Source organism: Microbacterium foliorum (genome assembly GCF_003367705.1).
In the GTDB taxonomy this organism is placed as follows: Bacteria; Actinomycetota; Actinomycetes; order Actinomycetales; family Microbacteriaceae; genus Microbacterium; species Microbacterium foliorum.
In genome coordinates this window covers 2,033,578-2,053,192 of the sequence record NZ_CP031425.1, presented here as the reverse complement: position 1 = coordinate 2,053,192, position 19,615 = coordinate 2,033,578, and the positions used below count along the sequence as shown (strand labels likewise).

The 19,615-nt window shown below is 67.5% G+C and carries 19 protein-coding genes and 1 tRNA gene; 8 read left to right on the top strand and 12 right to left on the bottom strand.

Going from position 1 to position 19,615, the window contains the following annotated elements; all coding sequences use genetic code 11:
* The first annotated feature begins 10 nt into the window (after positions 1-10).
* Complete coding sequence (locus DXT68_RS09635) at positions 11-784, top strand: ATP-binding cassette domain-containing protein (protein ID WP_045254580.1); 774 nt, start codon at positions 11-13, stop codon at positions 782-784.
* A gap of 97 nt (positions 785-881) precedes the next feature.
* A tRNA-Asn gene (locus tag DXT68_RS09630) sits at positions 882-957 on the top strand.
* A gap of 123 nt (positions 958-1,080) precedes the next feature.
* On the opposite strand, the gene DXT68_RS09625 is transcribed toward DXT68_RS09630, so the two are convergent.
* The gene (locus DXT68_RS09625; RefSeq protein WP_244268200.1) at positions 1,081-1,587 is read right to left on the bottom strand and encodes a septum formation family protein; all 507 of its coding nucleotides are present in this window, start codon (positions 1,585-1,587) and stop codon (positions 1,081-1,083) included.
* Between the two features lie 125 nt (positions 1,588-1,712).
* On the bottom strand, positions 1,713-2,279 hold the full coding sequence (gene def / locus DXT68_RS09620) for a peptide deformylase (RefSeq protein ID WP_082068961.1): 567 nt from the start codon (positions 2,277-2,279) through the stop codon (positions 1,713-1,715).
* 61 nt (positions 2,280-2,340) lie between these two features.
* Here def and DXT68_RS09615 point away from each other — a divergent pair, with 61 nt between their 5' ends.
* Positions 2,341-3,330 carry a DMT family transporter gene (locus tag DXT68_RS09615; protein WP_045254577.1) on the top strand — a complete coding sequence of 330 codons (990 nt, stop codon included), beginning with the start codon at positions 2,341-2,343 and terminating at the stop codon, positions 3,328-3,330.
* A gap of 29 nt (positions 3,331-3,359) precedes the next feature.
* On the opposite strand, the gene pgl is transcribed toward DXT68_RS09615, so the two are convergent.
* From pgl to DXT68_RS09575, 8 genes are all read right to left on the bottom strand, one after another.
* Entirely contained in the window at positions 3,360-4,145 is a 786-nt protein-coding gene (gene pgl, locus DXT68_RS09610) for a 6-phosphogluconolactonase (protein ID WP_115760486.1), read from the bottom strand.
* Positions 4,145-5,080, bottom strand: a complete 936-nt coding sequence (locus DXT68_RS09605; protein WP_045254575.1) for a glucose-6-phosphate dehydrogenase assembly protein OpcA — start codon at positions 5,078-5,080, stop codon at positions 4,145-4,147. Before DXT68_RS09605 ends, pgl begins: the two co-directional genes overlap by 1 nt.
* Entirely contained in the window at positions 5,077-6,627 is a 1,551-nt protein-coding gene (gene zwf / locus DXT68_RS09600; protein ID WP_045254574.1) for a glucose-6-phosphate dehydrogenase, read from the bottom strand. Before zwf ends, DXT68_RS09605 begins: the two co-directional genes overlap by 4 nt.
* Before the next feature lie 22 nt (positions 6,628-6,649).
* Entirely contained in the window at positions 6,650-8,257 is a 1,608-nt protein-coding gene (locus tag DXT68_RS09595; RefSeq protein ID WP_045254573.1) for a phosphoglucose isomerase-related protein, read from the bottom strand.
* Positions 8,254-9,366, bottom strand: a complete 1,113-nt coding sequence (gene tal / locus DXT68_RS09590) for a transaldolase (RefSeq protein WP_045254572.1) — start codon at positions 9,364-9,366, stop codon at positions 8,254-8,256. Before tal ends, DXT68_RS09595 begins: the two co-directional genes overlap by 4 nt.
* On the bottom strand, positions 9,363-11,459 hold the full coding sequence (gene tkt, locus DXT68_RS09585; RefSeq protein ID WP_045254673.1) for a transketolase: 2,097 nt from the start codon (positions 11,457-11,459) through the stop codon (positions 9,363-9,365). The genes tal and tkt overlap by 4 nt, the downstream gene beginning before the upstream one ends.
* Before the next feature lie 231 nt (positions 11,460-11,690).
* On the bottom strand, positions 11,691-12,494 hold the full coding sequence (locus DXT68_RS09580) for a hypothetical protein (protein WP_052677766.1): 804 nt from the start codon (positions 12,492-12,494) through the stop codon (positions 11,691-11,693).
* On the bottom strand, positions 12,476-13,030 hold the full coding sequence (locus DXT68_RS09575; protein WP_052677765.1) for a hypothetical protein: 555 nt from the start codon (positions 13,028-13,030) through the stop codon (positions 12,476-12,478). Before DXT68_RS09575 ends, DXT68_RS09580 begins: the two co-directional genes overlap by 19 nt.
* A gap of 119 nt (positions 13,031-13,149) precedes the next feature.
* Here DXT68_RS09575 and DXT68_RS09570 point away from each other — a divergent pair, with 119 nt between their 5' ends.
* A complete protein-coding gene (locus DXT68_RS09570; RefSeq protein WP_045254670.1) occupies positions 13,150-14,055 on the top strand; it encodes a heme o synthase in 906 nt (301 codons plus the stop codon).
* Here the strand turns inward: DXT68_RS09570 and DXT68_RS09565 are convergent.
* Positions 14,001-14,447: a hypothetical protein gene (locus tag DXT68_RS09565; RefSeq protein WP_208856523.1), complete on the bottom strand. Its 447-nt coding sequence runs from the start codon at positions 14,445-14,447 to the stop codon at positions 14,001-14,003. The two genes, DXT68_RS09570 and DXT68_RS09565, sit on opposite strands and share 55 nt — an antisense overlap.
* Positions 14,448-14,550: 103 nt before the next feature.
* Positions 14,551-15,660, bottom strand: coding sequence for a COX15/CtaA family protein (locus DXT68_RS09560; protein WP_045254571.1), 1,110 nt, complete (start codon positions 15,658-15,660; stop codon positions 14,551-14,553).
* Positions 15,661-15,892: 232 nt separating this feature from the next.
* Between DXT68_RS09560 and sufB the strand changes: the two genes are divergently transcribed.
* Genes sufB through sufC form a run of 4 tightly spaced genes read left to right on the top strand, consistent with a single transcriptional unit; the run spans position 15,893 to position 19,610 of the window.
* Complete coding sequence (gene sufB, locus DXT68_RS09555) at positions 15,893-17,311, top strand: Fe-S cluster assembly protein SufB (protein WP_045254570.1); 1,419 nt, start codon at positions 15,893-15,895, stop codon at positions 17,309-17,311.
* Positions 17,312-18,517, top strand: coding sequence for a Fe-S cluster assembly protein SufD (gene sufD / locus DXT68_RS09550; protein ID WP_045254569.1), 1,206 nt, complete (start codon positions 17,312-17,314; stop codon positions 18,515-18,517). It begins immediately after the preceding gene.
* Complete coding sequence (locus tag DXT68_RS09545) at positions 18,514-18,840, top strand: non-heme iron oxygenase ferredoxin subunit (RefSeq protein ID WP_045254568.1); 327 nt, start codon at positions 18,514-18,516, stop codon at positions 18,838-18,840. Before sufD ends, DXT68_RS09545 begins: the two co-directional genes overlap by 4 nt.
* Positions 18,840-19,610 carry a Fe-S cluster assembly ATPase SufC gene (gene sufC / locus DXT68_RS09540; RefSeq protein ID WP_045254567.1) on the top strand — a complete coding sequence of 257 codons (771 nt, stop codon included), beginning with the start codon at positions 18,840-18,842 and terminating at the stop codon, positions 19,608-19,610. Before DXT68_RS09545 ends, sufC begins: the two co-directional genes overlap by 1 nt.
* Positions 19,611-19,615: the final 5 nt, after the last annotated feature.

Genomic DNA, 19,615 nt, shown 5'->3' with positions numbered 1-19,615 from the left:
GGATGGAGGAATGGCCTCTCGCCCCGAGTCGACGAACGCGATCGACAGCTCAGACCTCGTGATCGACCGCGTGGGCCACAGCGGTCCCACCCGCGCGATAGACGGAGTCAGCTTCTCGCTCGCGCCCGGTGAGCTCATCTGCGTCGCGGGGCCGACCGGGTCGGGCAAGTCCACGCTCGTGGCCGCACTGGCAGGCTCGACCGATGCCTCCGTCCGGGTCGTCGGAGGGAGCGCGCAGGTCTGCGGCGTCGACATCCGCCGTCCGGGGCGCAAGCATCGGGTGCTCACCTACCGCACGGGCTTCGTGCCCCAGGGGGCCGGTGCGGACCTTCCGCCCCAGCTCACGGTCAACGAGGTGATCGCGGAGCCCATTCTGATGCGCGAGAAGCGCGTGAACGCGAAGGCGCTGTCGATCCGGGTCGCGACGCTGCTCGACGAGCTGCATCTCCCGCTCGGCACGGCATCGAAGTTCCCGTATGAGCTCAGCGCCGGGATGCGCCAGCGGGTCGCGATCGCCCGGTCGTTCGTGCTCGAGCCGCGGGTGCTGATCGCCGACGAGATCCTCGCCAACCTCGACCTCGAGGTCAGGCCGGTGGTGTTCGACGCGATCACACGACGCCGCAAGGAACTGGGCATGGGTGCGCTGCTCGTCACCAACGACGCCGACTTCATCCGCGAGCTGAACGCCGAGACCCTCATGCTCCGCGGCGGGCATGTGGTGGCGCGCGGCGTGGGCAAGGACCTGCTCTGGGCGCCGAACGCCGAGGCGGATTCGGGGCTCTGAGCGGGGTCGTAAGCGACACGCCCGATGTGCGGCCCGTGTCACGAGCATGCTTCGGAGTTTGCTAGGATTGACGAGTTGCCCGCGCAGCGGAGCACATTCCTCGGTAGCTCAATTGGCAGAGCAGCCGGCTGTTAACCGGCAGGTTCTTGGTTCGAGTCCAAGCCGGGGAGCCAATGAGAAGCCCCTCTTCGGAGGGGCTTTTCCCTTTCCACCGGAGCTCTGCCGTCACGGCGGAACAGGGCGGACGACGAAAGAAGGCCCCGTCGATGACGGGGCCTTCTTTCGTCGAGCGGGGATCAGCGCGCGGCGCCCTTGAGGGAGCCGGTGGTCTGGCCTGCCGGGTCGGTGACGACGCACTGCACGACGCGGTCGTTCAGCTGGTCCCAGGTGTCCTGCGTCGGGGTGATCGGGTACACCTCGAGTGCGGAATCGTCGTACGCGACGCCGATGAAGCTCGTGTACGCGTCGCCGATGCACTCCTGCGAGGCGGTGTCGACGTCCTCTTCGGAGAACTCGCCGTCTTTCATCGTGATCTCGTAGTAAACCTCTTCATCGTGCGGCTGGTCGCACGGGACGACATCGGCATCCTCGATCAGACCGGAGGCGCTGGCCATCTTGCAGTCGCCGAGCTTGAGCGCGAAGATGTCGATGTTCGAGCTCTCGGTGACCTGTCCGGTTTCCTCGTCGCGATCCGCGTCGCCGGCACCTCCTCCGAGAATGCCGTTGATTGCGCTGCAGCCGGTCAGAGCGACCGACAGCGCCACCGCAGAACCTGCCAGCGCCAGTGCGCGTCGCGTGCGCATTTTCATCATGATGTCCCCTCCAGAGCGTCGTGGGCGGGCATACCGATATGCCGCCTCCAGAACGCTATCCGTCCGCGAGTCTGTGATGCAACTCGGAGAAGTCTTTGACTGGGCTGAAAGGCGGGTCAGCCTTCGAGATCGTCGACGCCCGGCATCCAGTTGGCGCCCGGCTTGCCCCAGCCGCGCTTCTTGGCGATCTTCTGCACGATCTTCCAGTCGCCGTCCGACAGGCGGTCGATGTAGAGGATGCCGTCGAGGTGATCGAACTCGTGCTGCATGATGCGCGCCCGCCATCCGTCGACGGCGATCTCGACCGGGGCTCCCTCGAGGTCGATCCCCGTCACCCGCACCCGCTCGGAGCGGCGCAGCGGGAATCGCTCGCCGGGGAACGAGAGGCATCCCTCGGACTCGAGCTCGTCATCGGGTTCGCCCGGCTCGAGCGGCACCATCCACAGCTCGGGATTGATGATGACCCCGCGCCAGGGCTGATCGTCGTCATCGACGTAGGAGTACGTGTACAGGCGCAGTGGCACGCCGACCTGTGGGGCGGCGAGCCCGACGCCAGGAGCGATGTCCATGGTCTCGAACATGTCGGCGACGAGGACGCGGATGTCGTCGGTGATCTCGTCGACGGGGGAGGCGGGGGAGTGCAGGACGGGGTCGCCCATGATGCGAATAGGAAGAACAGCCACGCCATAACCCTACTCGGCGCGTATCCCCGGGTAGGGTCTTAGCGTGAGCATCTCCGTATGGATGACTGGGGCGGACGACGTCACAGAGCAGCTGGTTGGCGTCTTTCAGAACCCCAAGCTGCTCCTCGGCATCCCGCTGGCGCTGGCGGGTGCCGTCTTCATGTCGCTCGGTGCGCAGTACCAGCATCGCGGAGTGGAGAAGGTCGAGCGTCTGAGCGGGGCGAACGGCACCAGCGGTCTGAGCGCCGGCCAGATCAGGGCGCTCCTCACCCGTCCGTCGTGGTTGGCGGGCACGGTGATGCTCGCACTGGCCATCGTGTGCCAGCTCGCCGCGCTCTCGCAGGCTCCGCTGATCGTCGTGCAGCCGCTCGGCGCCATCGCGCTCGTGATCACCACGCTGCTGAACGCGCGGATCTCCGGACACTCACCCACCAGGCAGTCGATCACCGCGATCGTGTGCTGTGTGGGCGGGATCTTCCTCTTCGTCTTCTTCGCCGCCATCTTCGCGACCGAGAAGGAGATCGCCGACACCGAGCTCTTCACGATCCTGGCGATCCTGCTCGTCGTCATCATCGTGCTCGGGGCCTGCTGGCTCGTCCTCCGTCGCCGCATGCGCGCGCTCTTCTACGTCATCGGCGCGGGCATCCTCTACGGCTTCGTCGCCACCCTCGCGAAGGCCGTGATCAACCGGATCGAAGCCGGCAACTTCGAGTGGATCACAGTGATCTGCGTGATCGCTCTGATCGCCGCGGCAGCCGTGGGCGCCTACTTCGTGCAGACCGCCTACAGCTCCGGCCCTCCCGACCTCGTGATCGCCGGCCTGACGGTCGTCGATCCGCTCATCGCAGTGCTCATCGGAATGGTCGTGCTGGGGGAGGCTGCCGCCGCTCCGCCGTGGGTCCTGGTGATCTTCGGTGTCGCAGGCGCGATCGCCGTGTGGGGCGTCGTGGGACTCGCCCGCTACCACCCTCAGGTGCTGAGCGACAGTCAGGACCTCGGCATCACCCGGGGCAGCGACGCGAAAGGCCCCGAGGAGAACCCCGAGGCCTGAGCGCGTCAGCGCCGTCGCGTTCGACCGCGTCAGTACGCCGGATCGATGAGGTCCGGCGACACCTCCGAGGCCGCGGCCTCGTCGACGAAGAACACCGTGCGCTTGCGTCCTTTCGCACCCGCTGCGGGCACGTTCGTGTAGCTGGCCCCTGCGAGCGCGAGGCCCAGTGCCGACGCCTTGTCGGCCCCCGTGAGCACCAGCCACACCCGCTTCGAGGCATTGAGCACCGGGCGGGTGAGCGTCACGCGCTCGGGCGGCGGCTTGGGGGAGTCGCGAACGGGGAGTGCGGCAGCATCCGTCACCGTGACCTCGGTGCGGTCGGGGAAGAGCGAGGCGATGTGACCATCGGGACCGACCCCGAGGAAGCAGACCGCGAACGACGGCCAGGGGTGCTCGGAGGTGCCGAACCTCGCGAGCTCGGCGGCGTAGGCCGCAGCCGCCTCGTCGAGGGTCAGGCCCTCTCCGGAAGCCGCCACCTCGTGCACGTTCTCCTCGGGAACGGCGATGTGATCGAGCAGCGCCTCCCGGGACTGGAGGGCGTTGCGATCGGCATCGTCGCGCGCGACGAACCGCTCGTCTCCCCACCAGAAATGCACGAGAGACCAGTCGATCTGCGCCGACCTCGGGTTTCGGAGGGTCGCTCGCAGCACGGCCCCGCCCATCGATCCCCCGGTGAGGGCGACGTGGGCGATCCGACCGTTTCGCGTGCGAGCGCGCAACCGGGTGAGGAATCTGTCGGCCACGCTCGTGGCGAGAGCCTCAGGGGTGGCCTCGACCACGACGCGCTTCTCCGCGGACGTTGTCTGCGTCGACATCATTCTCCTGTCTTGGGCGGGCCCAGCTTCTCCCAGCCCTCGGTGATCACTCGACCGTACAGGACGTCAGGGTCGAGCCTGCGCAGCTCCTCGGCGAGACACTCGCGAAGGGTGCGCCGGGGGAGATGCAGGTCGTGGTCCGGCTGATCCGGCTGGGTGAGGACGGCAGCACCCGGCGTCGGGCGCTCGAGCAGGATGTCGCCCGACTCGCGGTGCAGACGCACACCCTTGATGCCCTCCTGCCAGTGCTCCGGATCCTCGTACGACCAGGTGACCGGGACGTCGAGCGCCATCTGCAGCCACGCCGCGAGCAGAGCTGTCGACGGAGAGGCGGAACCGCCTCGGACCTCAACAGCCGTGACCTCTTCGTACGGGGGCTGGTCGAGCACGGCGGCCAGCTGCTCACGCCAGTACGTCAGACGCGTCCAGGCGAGGTCGGTGTCACCGGGGGCGTGCGTCTCGCCGAGGAGCGCGAGCCGATCGCGGACGTCGGGGGCGGTCGCGGCATCCGTGATGCGTCGCTGCGCGATCCTGCCCAGCGGGGACTCCGAGGGTGCGGCCGGTGCTTCCTCCGGCCACCAGGCGACGACGGGAGCGTCGGGAAGCAGCAGCCCGGTGACCAGGCTCTCCTCGTTGCTCGCCGCGTCACCGTAGGCGTGGAGCACCACGACCTCGCTGGCGCCGGCGTCGCCGCCGACGCGGATCTGCGCGTCGAGGTGTGCGTCGCCGTCACCGGTGGTGACGACGATCACGCGCATGGGGTGCTCGCGCGACGCATCGTTCGCCGCGTCGATGGCCGCCTCGGCCACGCCGTTTCGGGCCGAGATGATGAGCGTGAGCACGCGGCCGAGAGCGACCGCGCCGCCCTCTTCGCGCACCTTGACCAGCTGCTTGGCGACCTGGCTGACGGTCGTGTCGGGAAGATCGATGATCATGGGCGTCTCCACACTCGTCCGTCGCGGGCCAGAAGGTCATCGGCGGATGCCGGACCCCAGGAGCCGGGTGCGTACTGGTCGACCGGACCGCCCTCGGCGGCCCAGAACTCCTCCACGGGGTCGAGGATCTTCCACGAGAGCTCGACCTCCTCGTGTCGCGGGAACAGGGGCGGGTCACCCAGAAGGACGTCGAGGATCAGACGCTCGTACGCCTCGGGGCTCGCCTCGGTGAAGGCGTGTCCGTATCCGAAGTCCATCGTGACGTCGCGCACATTGGTGCCGTTGCCGGGGACCTTGGAGCCGAAACGGATCGTGACGCCCTCGTCGGGCTGCACGCGGATGACGAGGGCGTTCTGCCCCAGCTCCGCCGTGTTCGAGCGTCCGAAGAGGTGCTCGGGCGCCTTCTTGAACACCACGGCGACCTCGGTGACTCGGCGGCCGAGACGCTTGCCCGTGCGCAGGTAGAACGGGACCCCAGACCAGCGACGGGTGTCGATCTCGAGCTTGATGGCCGCGTAGGTCTCGGTGGCCGACTGCGGGTTCATGCCGTCTTCGTCGAGGAATCCGGTGACCTGCTCGCCACCCTGCCATCCGCCGGCGTACTGTCCGCGAGCGGTCGCGAGTGAGAGGTCGTCCGGCACATGCACTGCCGCGAGGACCTTCTCCTTCTCGGCGCGGAGGTGCTCCGCGGACAGGCTGATCGGCTCTTCCATGGCGGTGAGCGCGAGAAGCTGCAGAAGGTGGTTCTGGATGACGTCGCGCGCGGCTCCGACTCCGTCGTAATACCCCGCGCGTCCGCCGACGCCGATGTCCTCGGCCATCGTGATCTGCACGTGGTCGACGTAGTTGCGGTTCCAGATCGGCTCGTAGAGCTCATTGGCGAAGCGGAGCGCCAGGATGTTCTGGACGGTCTCCTTGCCGAGGTAGTGGTCGATGCGGAAGATCGAATCCGGAGAGAACGCGACCTCGAGGGCGGCGTTCAGCTCGCGCGCGGATTCGAGATCATGCCCGAACGGCTTCTCGATGACGACGCGACGCCAGCGCTCGTCGTCATCGTCGTTCGCACCGACGAGACCCGAGTCCTTGAGCTGCTGCGCGACGACGGCGAACGACTTCGGCGGGATCGACAGGTAGAACGCGTGGTTGCCCATCGTGCCGCGTTCGACATCGAGCTGATCGACCGTCTCGCGGAGCTTGCGGAACGAATCGGGGTTGTCGAACTCGCCCGACACGAACCGGATGCCCTGGAGCAGCTGAGCCCACGTCTCTTCCCGGAAGGGGGTGCGCGCGTGCTCCTTGACGGCGTCGTAGACGACCTTCGCGAAGTCCTGGTCTTCCCAGTCGCGACGGGCGAACCCGACGAGGGCGAATCCGGGCGGAAGGAGTCCGCGGTTGGCGAGGTCGTAGACCGCGGGCATGAGCTTCTTGCGTGACAGGTCTCCGGTGACGCCGAAGATCACGAGGGCGCTGGGCCCCGCGATCCGGTTGAGGCGGCGATCATCGGGGTCACGCAGCGGGTTGTGCCCGCGCGAGATGGGAACAGACATCGGTGGGAGGTTCTCCTGGCTGTTACTTCTGAGCTGCTTCGAAGAGGGTGAGGACGTCGGCCGACGGATCGGTGATCGTCAGTGAGACGACCGGACGGCCGTGCTCGGCGAGGACACCGGCGTCGCCGGCGGCCTGAGCCTCGAGGAGCTGACCGAACGTGTACGGGCGCTCCGGGATCTCGAGATCGACATCCGTGCGCTCCAGGATCTGGACGTACACGCCCTGTGCGGGACCGCCCTTGTGATACTGACCGGTGGAGTGCAGGAACCGTGGACCCCAGCCGAACGTGGTCGGGCGACCGGAATCGGCGGCGACGAGTTCGCGGAGCCCCTGCAGCTGCGGCACGTCGAGTCGGTTGACGTAGGCCTGGATCGAGACATAACCGTCATCGGCGAGCCGCGCCCAGAGCGCGTCGAGCACGCCCTCGACCGTCCTTGAGACAGCGAGTGCGGGGTCGGAGACGCGGACCTCGACGCCGTTCTCGACGAACGCGGGCTCGGTCGGCGCGGGACGCGCGTCGAGCAGACCGCGAGCCGCGACCTTGGCCGACTCGACATCGGGCTGGTCGAACGGATTGATGCCGAGCAGGTAACCGGCGATCGCGGTGGCGTACTCCCACACGATGATCTGAGCGCCCAGCGAGCCGCTGACGAGGATCTCTCCCTCGTGCCGCTCGCGAAGGTGGAACTCGTTCGCGTCGTCGACCAGGCGCACGACCTGCAGGTCGGCCGGCTTCGCATCCAGCTCCGGCGACACAGGAAGCAGCACCACGGGCAGGATGCCGGTGCCGTCCTTGCCCGTGGACTCGGCGATCAGCTGTTCGATCCAGTCCGGCAGCCCCTTGATGTGCGTGCCGTCGGTGATCAGGCCGAGCTTGTCGCGTCGGGGAGTCGTCGCGGCGATGGCCGCGGCGAGACGGAGAGCCGGGTTGTCGGCCGAATCGACCGCGACCTCGAGCAACGAGGCCTCGGCCTCGTTCAGCAGCTCGTCGATGTCGGCTCCCGCGAGACCGGCGGGGACCAGCCCGAAGGCGGTGAGCGCCGAGTAGCGTCCTCCGACGTTCGGATCGGCGTTGAAGACGCGGTACCCCGCGTCCCTGGCCGAGTCGTCGAGCGGCGAGCCCGGATCGGTGACGACGACGATCCGGTCGACGGGGTCGATGCCGACGTCGCGGAAGGCCGCCTCGAAGGTGCGGCGCTGCGAATCCGTCTCGACGGTGGAACCGGACTTCGAGGAGACGACGAGGACCGTCGACTCCAGGCCCTCGTCGAGCGCCGCCAGAACCTGCCCGGGCGCGGTCGAATCGAGGATCGTCAGCGGTACCCCGGCGGTCTGAGCGATCACTTCGGGGGCGAGCGACGAGCCGCCCATCCCGGCGAGTACGACCCGCGTCACGCCCTTGGCGTGCAGATCTGCCCGCAGCGCCTCGATCTCGGCCACCAGGGGGCGAGACACCGACACCGCCTCGACCCAGCCGAGCCGGATCGATGCCTCGGACTCTGCGTCAGGACCCCACAGCGCCGAGTCCGCGCCGGTGACGCGCGACGCGATCAGGTCGTGGACCAGCGCGGGAACCGTCTCATCGATCGCGACCCGAGCCGCCCCGGAGGCGTGGATCGCGAAGGTCATCGCTGGGCCTCGAGGGCCTCGGCCACCTGCGTGAGCAGGTCATGCCACGAATCGATGAACTTCGAGACGCCCTCGTCCTCCAGCACCTGGGTGACGTCGGTGAAGTCGATTCCCAGCGCGGCCAGTCCGGCGAAGACCTCGCGAGCCTCCTCGTAGCCGCCGGTGATGGTGTCTCCCGAGACGACGCCGTGGTCGAAGGTCGCTTCGAGCGTCTTCTCGGGCATCGTGTTGACGACGTCCTTCGCGACGAGCTCGGTGACGTAGAGCGTGTCGGGCAGAGCCGGGTCCTTGACGCCGGTCGACGCCCAGAGCGGACGCTGCGCGTTGGCGCCGAGCTTGATGAGGTCCTGAGCGCGCTTCTCCGCGAACTTCTGCTCGAAGAGCTCGTAGGCGAGACGGGCGTTGGCGAGCCCCGCCTTGCTCTTCAGTGCCTCGGCCTCGTCGGTGCCGATCGCGGACAGACGCTTGTCGGTCTCGGTGTCGACACGCGACACGAAGAACGACGCGACCGAGTGGATGCTCGACAGGTCGAAGTCGGCGCTGTGCGCCCGCTCGAGACCGGTGAGGTACGCATCGATGACCTCGGCGTAGCGCTCGAGGCTGAAGATCAGCGTGACGTTGACGCTGATGCCGGATGCGATGGCCTCGGTGATCGCCGGGAGGCCCGCCTTCGTCGCGGGGATCTTGACCAGCAGGTTCGGGCGGTCGACCTTGGCCCACAGCTCCTTGGCGGAAGCGACGGTGCCCTCGGTGTCGTGTGCGAGGTCAGGGGAGACCTCGATGGACACGCGGCCGTCGACGTGACCCGACTTCTCCCACACGGGACGGAAGACATCCAGGGCCGCAGCGACGTCCTGCGTGGTCGCGGCGAAGACGGCCTCTTCGGCGGTCGCGCCGGAGGCGGCGAGCTCGGTGACCTGAGCGTCGTACGACGTGTTGTTCTTGTCGGTGATCGCGTTCGCGAAGATCGTCGGGTTGGTGGTGACGCCGACGACGTTGCGGGTCTCGATCAGCTCGGCCAGGTTGCCGGAGGAGATGCGGGTGCGGGACAGGTCGTCGAGCCAGATGCTGACACCGGCTGCGGCGAGGTCTGCGGTGGGGGTGCTCATGCGTTCTCCTTGATGGTCTCGCGTGCGGCCGCGATGACGGCCTCGGTGGTGATGCCGAACTTCTCGAAAAGTGTCTTGTAATCGGCGGAGGCGCCGAAGTGGTCGATGCCGACCGAACGGCCGCGATCGCCCACGATGCCGCGCCAGCTGAGGACGGAACCCGCCTCGACCGAGACGCGGGCGGTGACGGCCTTCGGCAGGACCGACTCGCGGTACGCCTCGTCCTGCTCGTCGAACCACTCCAGCGAGGGAGCGGAGACGACGCGCACGTTGATGCCTTCGTCGGCCAGTGCCGCGCGGGCGTCGACGGCGAGCTGCACCTCGGATCCGGTCGCGATGATGATCACATCAGGCGTGCCGTTCGGAGCTTCGGCGAGGACATATGCGCCCTTGGCGACACCGTCGGTGGAGGCGAACACGTCACCGGACGCGTCGCTCTGGCCGCGCTCGAACACCGGGATGTTCTGACGGGTCAGGGCGATGCCTGCCGGGCCCTCGTGGCGGCGCAGGATCTCGAGCCAGGCGGCCGAGGTCTCGTTGGCGTCGGCGGGGCGCACCAGGGTGAAGTTCGGGATGGCGCGGAGCGTCGCGATCTGCTCGACCGGCTGGTGGGTCGGGCCGTCCTCGCCCAGGGCGACGGAGTCGTGCGTCCAGACGAAGATGCTGGGGACGTTCATCAGCGCGGCGAGGCGCACCGGGGGACGCATGTAGTCGCTGAAGATGAGGAAGGTGCCGCCGAAGGCCCGCGTCGGACCGTGCAGCACGATGCCGTTCACGATCGCGCCCATGGCGTGCTCGCGGATGCCGAAGTGCAGCACGCGGCCGTAGGGGTCGCCCGACCATTCGTGGGTCGACCACTCGGCCGGGATGAAGGACTTCGCATCCTTGATCGTCGTGAGGTTGGACTCGGCGAGATCGGCCGAACCGCCCCAGAGCTCGGGAAGCTCGGCGGCGAGTGCGTTGATGACCTGGCCAGACGCCGCGCGCGTCGACACGTCCTTGCCGCTCTCGAACACCGGGAGCGCCGAGGCGATGTCCGCGGGAAGCTCCTTCGCCTCGAGGCGGTCGAGGAGCGCCTTGCGCTCGGGGTTCGCGGCGGCCCATGCGTCGAACGAGGTCTGCCAGGCGGCGCGTGCCTCGGCGGCGCGGTCCGCCAGTCCGCGGGTGCGTGCGAGAACGTCGTCGGCGACGACGAAGTGCTCCTCGGGGTCGAACCCGAGAACCTTCTTCGTCGCGGCCAGCTCGTCGCCACCGAGGGCGGAGCCGTGGATCTTGCCCGAGTTCTGCTTTCCGGGCGACGGCCATCCGATGATCGTGCGCAGGATGATGAGCGACGGCTTCGAGGTCTCGCCCTTGGCGGTCTCGATCGCCGCGTTGAGCTCCGCGACGTCCTCGACGTATTCGCCGGTCTTCTTCCAGTCGACGATCTGCACCTGCCAGCCGTACGCCTCGTAGCGCTTGGCCACATCTTCGGTGAAGGCGACGTTCGTGTCGTCCTCGATCGAGATCTGGTTGGAGTCGTAGATGGCGATGAGGTTGCCGAGCTCCTGGTGGCCCGCGAGGGAGGAGGCCTCGCTCGTCACGCCCTCCTGGAGGTCGCCGTCACCCGCGATCACGTACACGAAGTGGTCGAACGGGCTCGTACCCGGCTGCGCCTCGGGGTCGAACAGGCCGCGCTCGTAGCGGGCGGCGTACGCGAATCCGACGGCGGAGGCGAGACCCTGGCCGAGCGGCCCCGTGGTGATCTCGACGCCCTTGGTGTGACCGTACTCGGGGTGTCCGGGGGTGAGCGATCCCCAGGTGCGCAGTGCCTTGAGGTCGTCGAGCTCGAGGCCGAAGCCGCCGAGGTAGAGCTGCACGTACTGGGTGAGCGACGAGTGTCCGACCGAGAGGATGAAGCGGTCACGGCCGAGCCAGTCGGTGTCGGTCGGATCGTGGCGCAGCACGCGCTGATAGAGGAGATACGCGGCGGGAGCCAGGCTCATCGCGGTACCGGGGTGGCCGTTCCCGACCTTCTCGACGGCATCCGCTGCCAGCAGACGCGCGGTGTCCACCGCGCGCCGGTCGATCTCATCCCACTGCAATTCCGACACTGTGAAGCCCTTCTGCAACTGTTCGAGAGCGACCGGAGAGCACCACCGCAGACCGCAACTCTCATGAGGGGTATGTGATGTGCGCCGGTCGCGCGAGTCATTTCAGCATAGCGCCGTGGTGTGACCCGTTACCGCTTCTTACAACGCATCGCCGGCTCAGGAATTCCATGTGCCGACGACCGATCACGGCGAGTCCTGGACTGCGGATCACGATCGCTGGAACACGGTTCCTCAGCACCCGGGCGCGGCCGGATTCTCGCCGCAGGTTCTCGCGACGAGCGCGGTCCGCGCCTCGTGCACCGTGATCTCCTGCGGTTCGCCCTCGCTGCGCAGCTCGCCGATCACGTCGAGCCAGCCGGTGCCGAGGTCGACCTCGGCGGTGTATCGGATGTCGACCTCGGCGCTGTAAGTGCCGCGGTGCGAGTAGACGTGACTCGTGCGTGTCGCGGTGAACTGCGCCTGACGGAGATCCCGCCAGCTCCGGCCGGCCGCCGTGAGCGTCGCGGACGAGCCGTCACCGTACTCGTAGTCGTAGCCCACCGGCGTGAACCGCACGCGTACTGGAGTGCCGAAGAGCTCGCCCGTGCGGGTGTGCACCTGAGCGGCGGACAGGAAGTTGGTCGGCAGGCCGGCGACGCCGACGTTGTCCGGTTCCGCCGCGACGCGGGCGGTCGCGGGCGCGAACCCCGCGAGATCGGAGACGCTCAGAGACGGCATCGCATCGGTACCGGGACGCGGCGGGTGCGCTTCGATCGCGACGCAGTGCGGCAGCAACAGGGCGTCGAAGACGCAGACGAAGGGCGCGGTCGTCTCGCCGGGGTTCTCGTGCCCGGCGTCGGTTCGCTGCGACCGGGGCTCGGCGTCCCGGCCGGGCGTCCGGCGCGTTTCCGTGACGGTGACGATGCTGCCTCCGCCGACGCATCCGTAGGTCGACTGCTCCGCCGCGGTGCACGTCTTGGCGACGACGACCTGGGCTGTGGGCAGCAGGATCGAGCCGGTCATAGCAAGCATCGCGATCACTCCGATGGCGCGCATGATTCGCCCGTCACGACCTCGGACGTATCCAGAAGCGCCGCCGGTGTGCTGGAGGTGAAGGTCAGCTCCACGTATACGTGGTCCGGCCGGTCCGGGGGCACCAGAGAGACTCCATGTGCGTCGGTGAATGTCGTCTGGCTGGTGTCCGTGCACGCTCTGGCCGTAACGGTTTCCTCGGTCGCGGTCAAAGGATCGAACGAGACGACGACGATGTCACCACCGCGGACGTAACCCTCGGCGTGCATCTCCGACAGCTGTCTTCGCTCATCCGCAGAGTAACTCTCCGTGGTGAAGACGAATACCGGTGCAAACGTCTCAGGCTTCGTGAGATCGACGTCGTTGAAGGCGGCGATGTACCCCCGGTACGTCTCTTCTGCGGCGGCGAATGCCTCTTCGTCGCTCGCGAACGTCGTCGTCGTCGCGGCAGGGGAGGGGGCAGGCGGCGCGCAACCCGCGACCGAGAAGACGACGGCGAGCGAGGAACGGGATGAGTGGTCGACGGTGCACCCGCACACGGTACCCAGATCGCGGAGCACGGCGGGGCGGTTCTCCACAGGCTGCGTGCGCGGGAGCCCTGGGCGGCCACGGCGCGCGCGTGCCCTAGAATGGAAAAGCTGTCGTGACGCGTGTGGAGGAGGGGATCGAGATCTCAACGATGTCTGATCAGACCGTTGTGAAGAAGTCCATCGGTCGTACTGTGAAGGCGTACGTCGCCCTCACCAAGCCGCGCGTCCTCGAACTGCTTCTGGTGTCCACCGTTCCGGTGATGTTCCTCGCCCAGGGCGGTCTCCCCGACATGTGGCTCGTGATCGCCACGGTGATCGGCGGCTCCCTGAGCGCCGGGTCCGCCGCGGCGTTCAACATGTACCTCGATCGTGACATCGACGCGCACATGCACCGCACCGAGAACCGTCCTCTCGTGACGGGAGAGATCACTCCGCGCGGAGCGCTGATCTTCTCGTGGACGCTCGCCGTGCTCTCCACCGTGTGGCTGTGGTTCACGACCAACTGGCTCGCGGCGACGCTGTCGGCATCCGCCATCTTCTTCTACGTCGTGATCTACACGATGATCCTCAAGCGCCGCACGGAGCAGAACATCATCTGGGGCGGTATCGCCGGATGCTTCCCCGTGCTCATCGGCTGGGCTGCCGTCACCGGGTCGCTCGACTGGCCCGCGTTCATCCTCTTCGCCCTCATCTTCCTCTGGACGCCGCCGCACTACTGGCCCCTCTCGATGAAGTACAAGGACGACTACGAAGACGTCGACGTGCCCATGCTCGGCGTCACGCGCAATGCTTCGCAGGTCGGACTCCAGGTGATCCTCTACGCCTGGGCGACCGTCGCCTGCTCGCTGCTGCTGATCCCGATCGCCGGCATGGGCCTCGTCTACGGTGTGTCCGCCGCTGTCTTCGGCGGCTGGTTCATCTACGAGTCGCACCGTCTGTACAACCAGGCGGTACGGGGGAACGAGGCGCGGCCGATGCGGGTCTTCCACGCCTCGATCACCTACTTGACGCTGATCTTCGTGGCTGTGGCGGTCGACCCGCTGCTTCCGTTCTGACCTTCGTCGTCGGCATCCGCCTTCTCTACCTGAGTGTCGACGGTCGGCTCCGCGGCATCCGTCGCCACCGTGCTCTCACCCGGCTCGGATGACTCTGCAGTCCAGTCGATCGGCTCGACGACGACCGGCGTCGTGGAAGGGACGAGAGCCTGCACCGCGACGAGTGCGACGGAGATCAGAAGGCCGATGACGCCCGCGCCGAGCAGCGCGGCGCCGACCACGACGAGCGACTGTCCGACGTAGACCTCGATGCCCGTCGCGGTGCCGTCGAGCAGGGTGCTGGTCATCGTGCCCAGCTGTCCGGCGATGATCCACCCGCCGACGCCCGCGGACGCGAGCGAGAGGACGAGGAGGAGCCAGAAGCCGATGCTGCGTGTCAGTGACTTGTTCATGCGGGCCACGTTGCACGACGAACCGGTGTGCTTCTGATGTTCCGGCTATGCATCTACTGTGCCGACCATGACCCGGTTCGCGGATCGGGACCGACTACCCGCCTCAGTCGTCCGCGGTGACCGGCCTCTTCAGGTGCAGCACGACCACCGTGTAGGTCGCGGCCGACAGCGAGGCGAGCACCATGTGGATGCCGACGAGCAGCGGCGGAAGTCCCTCGCGGGCCTGCCAGATGCCGACGCCGACCTGCACGAGGATCGCGATCACCAGCAAGAGCAGCCACCGGCGCGGCGCCAGGCGCAGCACCCAGGCAGAGATCGTCAGCGCGGCGACCAGCGCAGCGAGGATGTAGCCGGGCCAGGCGTGCACGTGCGCGAGGACGGTCGCGTCGAAGCCGTGGCGGAAGACGTCGGCGTCGCCCGAGTGCGGGCCGGAGCCGGTGGTGAGCACTCCGAACACGATGGTGACGGCGAGGGCGAGACCCGTGACGTGGCTCAGGATCGCGAACCACCTCGGCACAGCGCTCACGCGGGGTCCCGGCAAGGCGTACAGCCGCACGAGGAACGCTGCGGTCACGCAGACCAGGAGCAGCGACGACACGTAGTGGAATCCGACGATGAAGGGGTTCAGGCCGGTGAGCACGGTGATGCCGCCCACCAGCGCCTGCGCGACGACGCCGATCAGGACGATCCAGGCGAGGATCACGAGGTCGCGTCTGTCGGTGGTCAGCCTGACCGATCTCACCGTCGCCGCGATCACGATGGCCAGCAGGGCCGCCATCGCGAACGGCGTCGCAGGCAGTGAGAAGAGCGACACGACTGCGAAGACGATTCCGGCCGCGACGATACCCGCGGCGGCGAACAGCAGAGCCGAGAAGACCAGGCGACGACCGCCGACGCGCGCGAGCACGAGCAGCAGCACCGCGAGGGCGATGACGCCGACGACGCCCGTCATGACGCGGTTGCCGAACTCGATGATGCCGTGGATGCCCTGATCGGCATAGATCGGTACGAGGGACTCCGGTGTGCACAGCGGCCATTCCGAGCATCCGAGCCCCGAGCCCGTGAGGCGCACCGCGCCGCCGGTGCCGATGATGATCGTCTGAGCGAGGAAGGACAGCCAGGCGAAGATCCGCAGCGCACGTCCCCAGAGGATCGCGTGCGTCGACGGCGCGCCGGGGGAGTTCGTGGGGGTGGCGATCGAGGGCTGGGGCATAAGTCTCTCCGAACCGCGCCGGACACGGCGAGCGGCCCTGTCTTCAGGCGGAACCTGTAGAATCGGATTGTTGCGATGAGCGCTGACCGCGCTGATGCATCGTCAACAGTTTAGGCGCGATGGATGCGCCGGTGATGAGGGCCCACCAACGGCACCCGCTCCCGCAGACTCGACGGGGATCAGGTGTGTCGGGGCGGATTACACCGTTTGGGACCTGTGAGGAGAGTGTGTGATGTCGGATGTGCTGATCGACCGCCCGGAGCTTGACGGCCTGGGGGTGTATGAATTCGGATGGCACGACGCGGACGCCGCCGGAGCGATCGCCAAGCGTGGCATCTCGGAAGAGGTGGTCCGCGGGATCTCGGCGCTCAAGCACGAACCCGAATGGATGCTGAACACCCGTCTCAAGGGGTACCAGCTCTTCGGACGCAAGCCGATGCCCACCTGGGGCGCCGACCTCAGTGAGATCGACTTCGACAACATCAAGTACTTCGTGCGCTCCACGGAGAAGCAGGCGCAGTCCTGGGAGGACCTGCCTGCCGAGATCCGGGAGACCTACGAGCGTCTCGGCATCCCCGAGGCCGAGCGTCAGCGTCTGGTCGCCGGCGTCGCGGCGCAATACGAGTCCGAGGTCGTCTACCACCAGATCCGTGAGGATCTGGAGGAGCAGGGCGTCATCTTCATGGACACCGACACCGCGCTGCGCGAGCACCCCGAGTTCTTCGAGGAGTACTTCGGATCGGTGATCCCCGCCGGCGACAACAAGTTCGCCGCGCTGAACACGGCCGTCTGGTCGGGCGGATCGTTCGTCTACGTCCCCAAGGGCGTCCACGTCGAGATCCCGCTTCAGGCGTACTTCCGCATCAACACCGAGAACATGGGGCAGTTCGAGCGGACCCTGATCATCGCCGACGAAGACAGCTACGTGCACTACATCGAGGGCTGCACGGCGCCGATCTACAAGTCGGATTCGCTGCACTCGGCGGTCGTCGAGATCATCGTGAAGAAGAACGCCCGCGTTCGCTACACGACGATCCAGAACTGGTCGAATAACGTCTACAACCTCGTCACCAAGCGTGCGGTCGCGCACGAGGGCGCGACGATGGAGTGGGTCGACGGCAACATCGGCTCCAAGGTGACGATGAAGTACCCGTCGATCTACCTGATGGGCGAGCACGCCAAGGGCGAGACGCTCTCGGTCGCCTTCGCCGGACCCGGCCAGCACCAGGATGCGGGCGCCAAGATGATCCACATGGCGCCGTACACGCAGTCGTCGATCGTGTCGAAGTCGATCGCCCGTGGCGGCGGACGTGCCGGATATCGCGGCGAGGTGCGGGTGGACGCGAACGCGCACCACTCCGCCAACACGGTGCGATGCGACGCTCTGCTCGTCGACACCAAGTCGCGATCCGACACCTACCCGGCGATCGACATCCGCGTCGACGACGTGCAGCTCGGTCACGAGGCCACGGTGTCGAAGGTCAGCGAGGAGCAGCTCTTCTATCTGCAGTCCCGCGGCATGCCCGAAGACGAGGCCATGGCGATGATCGTGCGCGGCTTCATCGAGCCGATCGCGCGCGAGCTGCCGATGGAGTACGCGATGGAACTCAACAAGCTCATCGAAATGGGCATGGAAGGATCGGTCGGCTAAATGGCGGCCTCGACGACGGCGCCCAGCGAGGCGCAGCATACGAACGCGCACATCGACCCCGCGGCACAGGTCTCGGATGCCGGGTTCGTGCCCGTGCAGACCCGCTCGGAGCGCCCCCACTCGTTCGACCCGGCGGACTTCGGATCGCCCACGGGTCGTGAGGTGAACTGGAAGCACACTCCGGTGGCCAAGCTCTCCTCCCTGTTCGAGGTGGCGGCGACGGCAGAGGGCGTGAGCTACTTGTTCCGCTCCGGTGACCAGTACGTCGCGGCGCCCCTGCCCGCGGGCACCGCGCCTCGTGGTGAGGTCTTCCTCGCCGAGGACGTCACGGCGGCCGTCGCATGGCAGGGCGCGACCGACGCGCTGCACATCCGGATCCCGCGCGAGGAGGAGGTCGCTGAGCCGATCCTCGTCTCCGTCGAGGGACTGGGCGCCCAGCTGCGCGCCGACGCTCACATCGTGATCGAGGCGCTCGAGCACAGCTCCGCCACGGTGGTGCTGCAGCACACGGGTGCCGCCCAGTACTCGCAGAACGTCGAGATCATCGTGCGCGACGGCGCCGCACTCACCGTCATCAGCCTGCAGCAGTGGCAGGACGAGGCCGTGCACGCGTCCGCACATCAGGCGCGGGTCGACGCGGATGCCACGCTCAAGCACTTCGTGATCAGCTTCGGCGGAGGCGTCGTGCGCGTGAACCCGAGCGTCGAGCTCGCCGGGGCCGGTTCCGAGGGCTATCTCTACGGTCTGTCCTACGCCGACGCCGGCCAGCACCTCGAGAGTCAGGTCTACCTGCACCACAAGGGGCCGCACACCAAGGGCGACGTCCTCTACAAGGGTGCTCTGCAGGGCGAGAGCGCGCACAGCGTCTGGATCGGCGACGTGCTGATCGGCGCCGATGCGACGGGCACCGACTCGTACGAGGCCAACCGCAACCTGGTGCTCACCGAAGGCGCCCGCGCCGACTCGATCCCGAACCTCGAGATCGAGACCGGGGACATCCTCGGTGCTGGTCACGCCAGCGCGACGGGCCGTTTCGACGACGAGCAGCTGTTCTACCTGCAGGCCCGGGGGATCAGCGAGGAGGAAGCGCGCCGCCTCGTGGTGCTCGGCTTCCTCACCGACATCGTGCAGCGCCTCGGCATCCCCGAACTCGAGTCCGAGCTTCTCGCCGCCATCGAGACCGAGCTCTCCGAGGTGAGCGCGTGAGCGCGGAGCGCGTGTGCGGCGTGTCGGAGCTCGAGCAGGACATGCCGATCCGCGTCGAGCCGAGCGGTGTCCCGATCACCGTCATCAAGGACGCGGAAGGCGTGATCCACGCCATCGGCGACACCTGCACCCACGGCGAGATCTCGCTGTCCGAGGGTTTCGTCGAGGGCGACACGGTCGAATGCTGGGCCCACGGCTCGGCGTTCTCCCTGCTCACCGGCAAACCCGGCAACCTCCCCGCTTATGAGCCGGTTCCCGTCTACATCGTCGAGATCGACGGTGACGACGTGCTCATCGACCCGACTGTGACGAAGGAAATCTGATGTCTGTTCTCGAAATCCGCGACCTCCACGTGACGGTCGAGACCGATGCGGGGACGACCCCGATCCTCAACGGAATCACTCTGACCATGAACACCGGTGAGACGCACGCGATCATGGGGCCGAACGGCTCCGGCAAGTCGACGCTCGCGTACACGATCGCCGGTCACCCCAAGTACACCGTGACATCGGGGTCCATCACGTTCGACGGCAAGGACGTCCTCGCGATGTCCGTCGACGAGCGCGCCCGTGCCGGACTGTTCCTCGCCATGCAGTACCCGGTCGAGATCCCCGGCGTCACCGTCACGAACTTCCTCCGCACGGCCAAGACGGCTCTCGACGGTGAGGCTCCCGCGATCCGCGGCTGGACCAAGGACGTCAAGGCGGCCATGGCCAACCTGCGCATGGACCCGAAGTTCGCCCAGCGCAACGTCAACGAGGGCTTCTCGGGCGGCGAGAAGAAGCGCCACGAGATCCTGCAGCTCGAGGTCCTCAAGCCGCAGTTCGCGATCCTCGACGAGACCGACTCCGGCCTCGACGTCGACGCGCTGAAGATCGTCTCCGAGGGCGTCAACCGCGCCAAGGAGTCCACCGGTCTCGGCGTGCTCCTGATCACGCACTACACGCGCATCCTCCGCTACATCCGCCCCGACTTCGTGCACGTGGTCGTCGCCGGCAAGATCGTCGAAGAGGGTGGCCCCGAGCTCGCCGACCGGCTCGAGGACGAGGGATACGACCGTTTCCTCGACCCCGCCGCCCCCATCGAGGCGTAGGCTGA

What these genes read in the sequence shown, in the direction of transcription:
- DXT68_RS09635 (WP_045254580.1), top strand. Translation starts at nt 11, where the DNA reads ATGGCCTCTCGCCCCGAGTCGACGAACGCGATCGACAGCTCAGACCTC.
- DXT68_RS09625 (WP_244268200.1), bottom strand. Translation starts at nt 1,587, where the DNA reads ATGCGCACGCGACGCGCACTGGCGCTGGCAGGTTCTGCGGTGGCGCTG.
- DXT68_RS09615 (WP_045254577.1), top strand. Translation starts at nt 2,341, where the DNA reads ATGACTGGGGCGGACGACGTCACAGAGCAGCTGGTTGGCGTCTTTCAG.
- pgl (WP_115760486.1), bottom strand. Translation starts at nt 4,145, where the DNA reads ATGTCGACGCAGACAACGTCCGCGGAGAAGCGCGTCGTGGTCGAGGCC.
- DXT68_RS09605 (WP_045254575.1), bottom strand. Translation starts at nt 5,080, where the DNA reads ATGATCATCGATCTTCCCGACACGACCGTCAGCCAGGTCGCCAAGCAG.
- zwf (WP_045254574.1), bottom strand. Translation starts at nt 6,627, where the DNA reads ATGTCTGTTCCCATCTCGCGCGGGCACAACCCGCTGCGTGACCCCGAT.
- DXT68_RS09595 (WP_045254573.1), bottom strand. Translation starts at nt 8,257, where the DNA reads ATGACCTTCGCGATCCACGCCTCCGGGGCGGCTCGGGTCGCGATCGAT.
- tal (WP_045254572.1), bottom strand. Translation starts at nt 9,366, where the DNA reads ATGAGCACCCCCACCGCAGACCTCGCCGCAGCCGGTGTCAGCATCTGG.
- DXT68_RS09580 (WP_052677766.1), bottom strand. Translation starts at nt 12,494, where the DNA reads ATGCGCGCCATCGGAGTGATCGCGATGCTTGCTATGACCGGCTCGATC.
- DXT68_RS09570 (WP_045254670.1), top strand. Translation starts at nt 13,150, where the DNA reads ATGTCTGATCAGACCGTTGTGAAGAAGTCCATCGGTCGTACTGTGAAG.
- DXT68_RS09565 (WP_208856523.1), bottom strand. Translation starts at nt 14,447, where the DNA reads ATGAACAAGTCACTGACACGCAGCATCGGCTTCTGGCTCCTCCTCGTC.
- DXT68_RS09560 (WP_045254571.1), bottom strand. Translation starts at nt 15,660, where the DNA reads ATGCCCCAGCCCTCGATCGCCACCCCCACGAACTCCCCCGGCGCGCCG.
- sufB (WP_045254570.1), top strand. Translation starts at nt 15,893, where the DNA reads ATGTCGGATGTGCTGATCGACCGCCCGGAGCTTGACGGCCTGGGGGTG.
- sufD (WP_045254569.1), top strand. Translation starts at nt 17,312, where the DNA reads ATGGCGGCCTCGACGACGGCGCCCAGCGAGGCGCAGCATACGAACGCG.
- sufC (WP_045254567.1), top strand. Translation starts at nt 18,840, where the DNA reads ATGTCTGTTCTCGAAATCCGCGACCTCCACGTGACGGTCGAGACCGAT.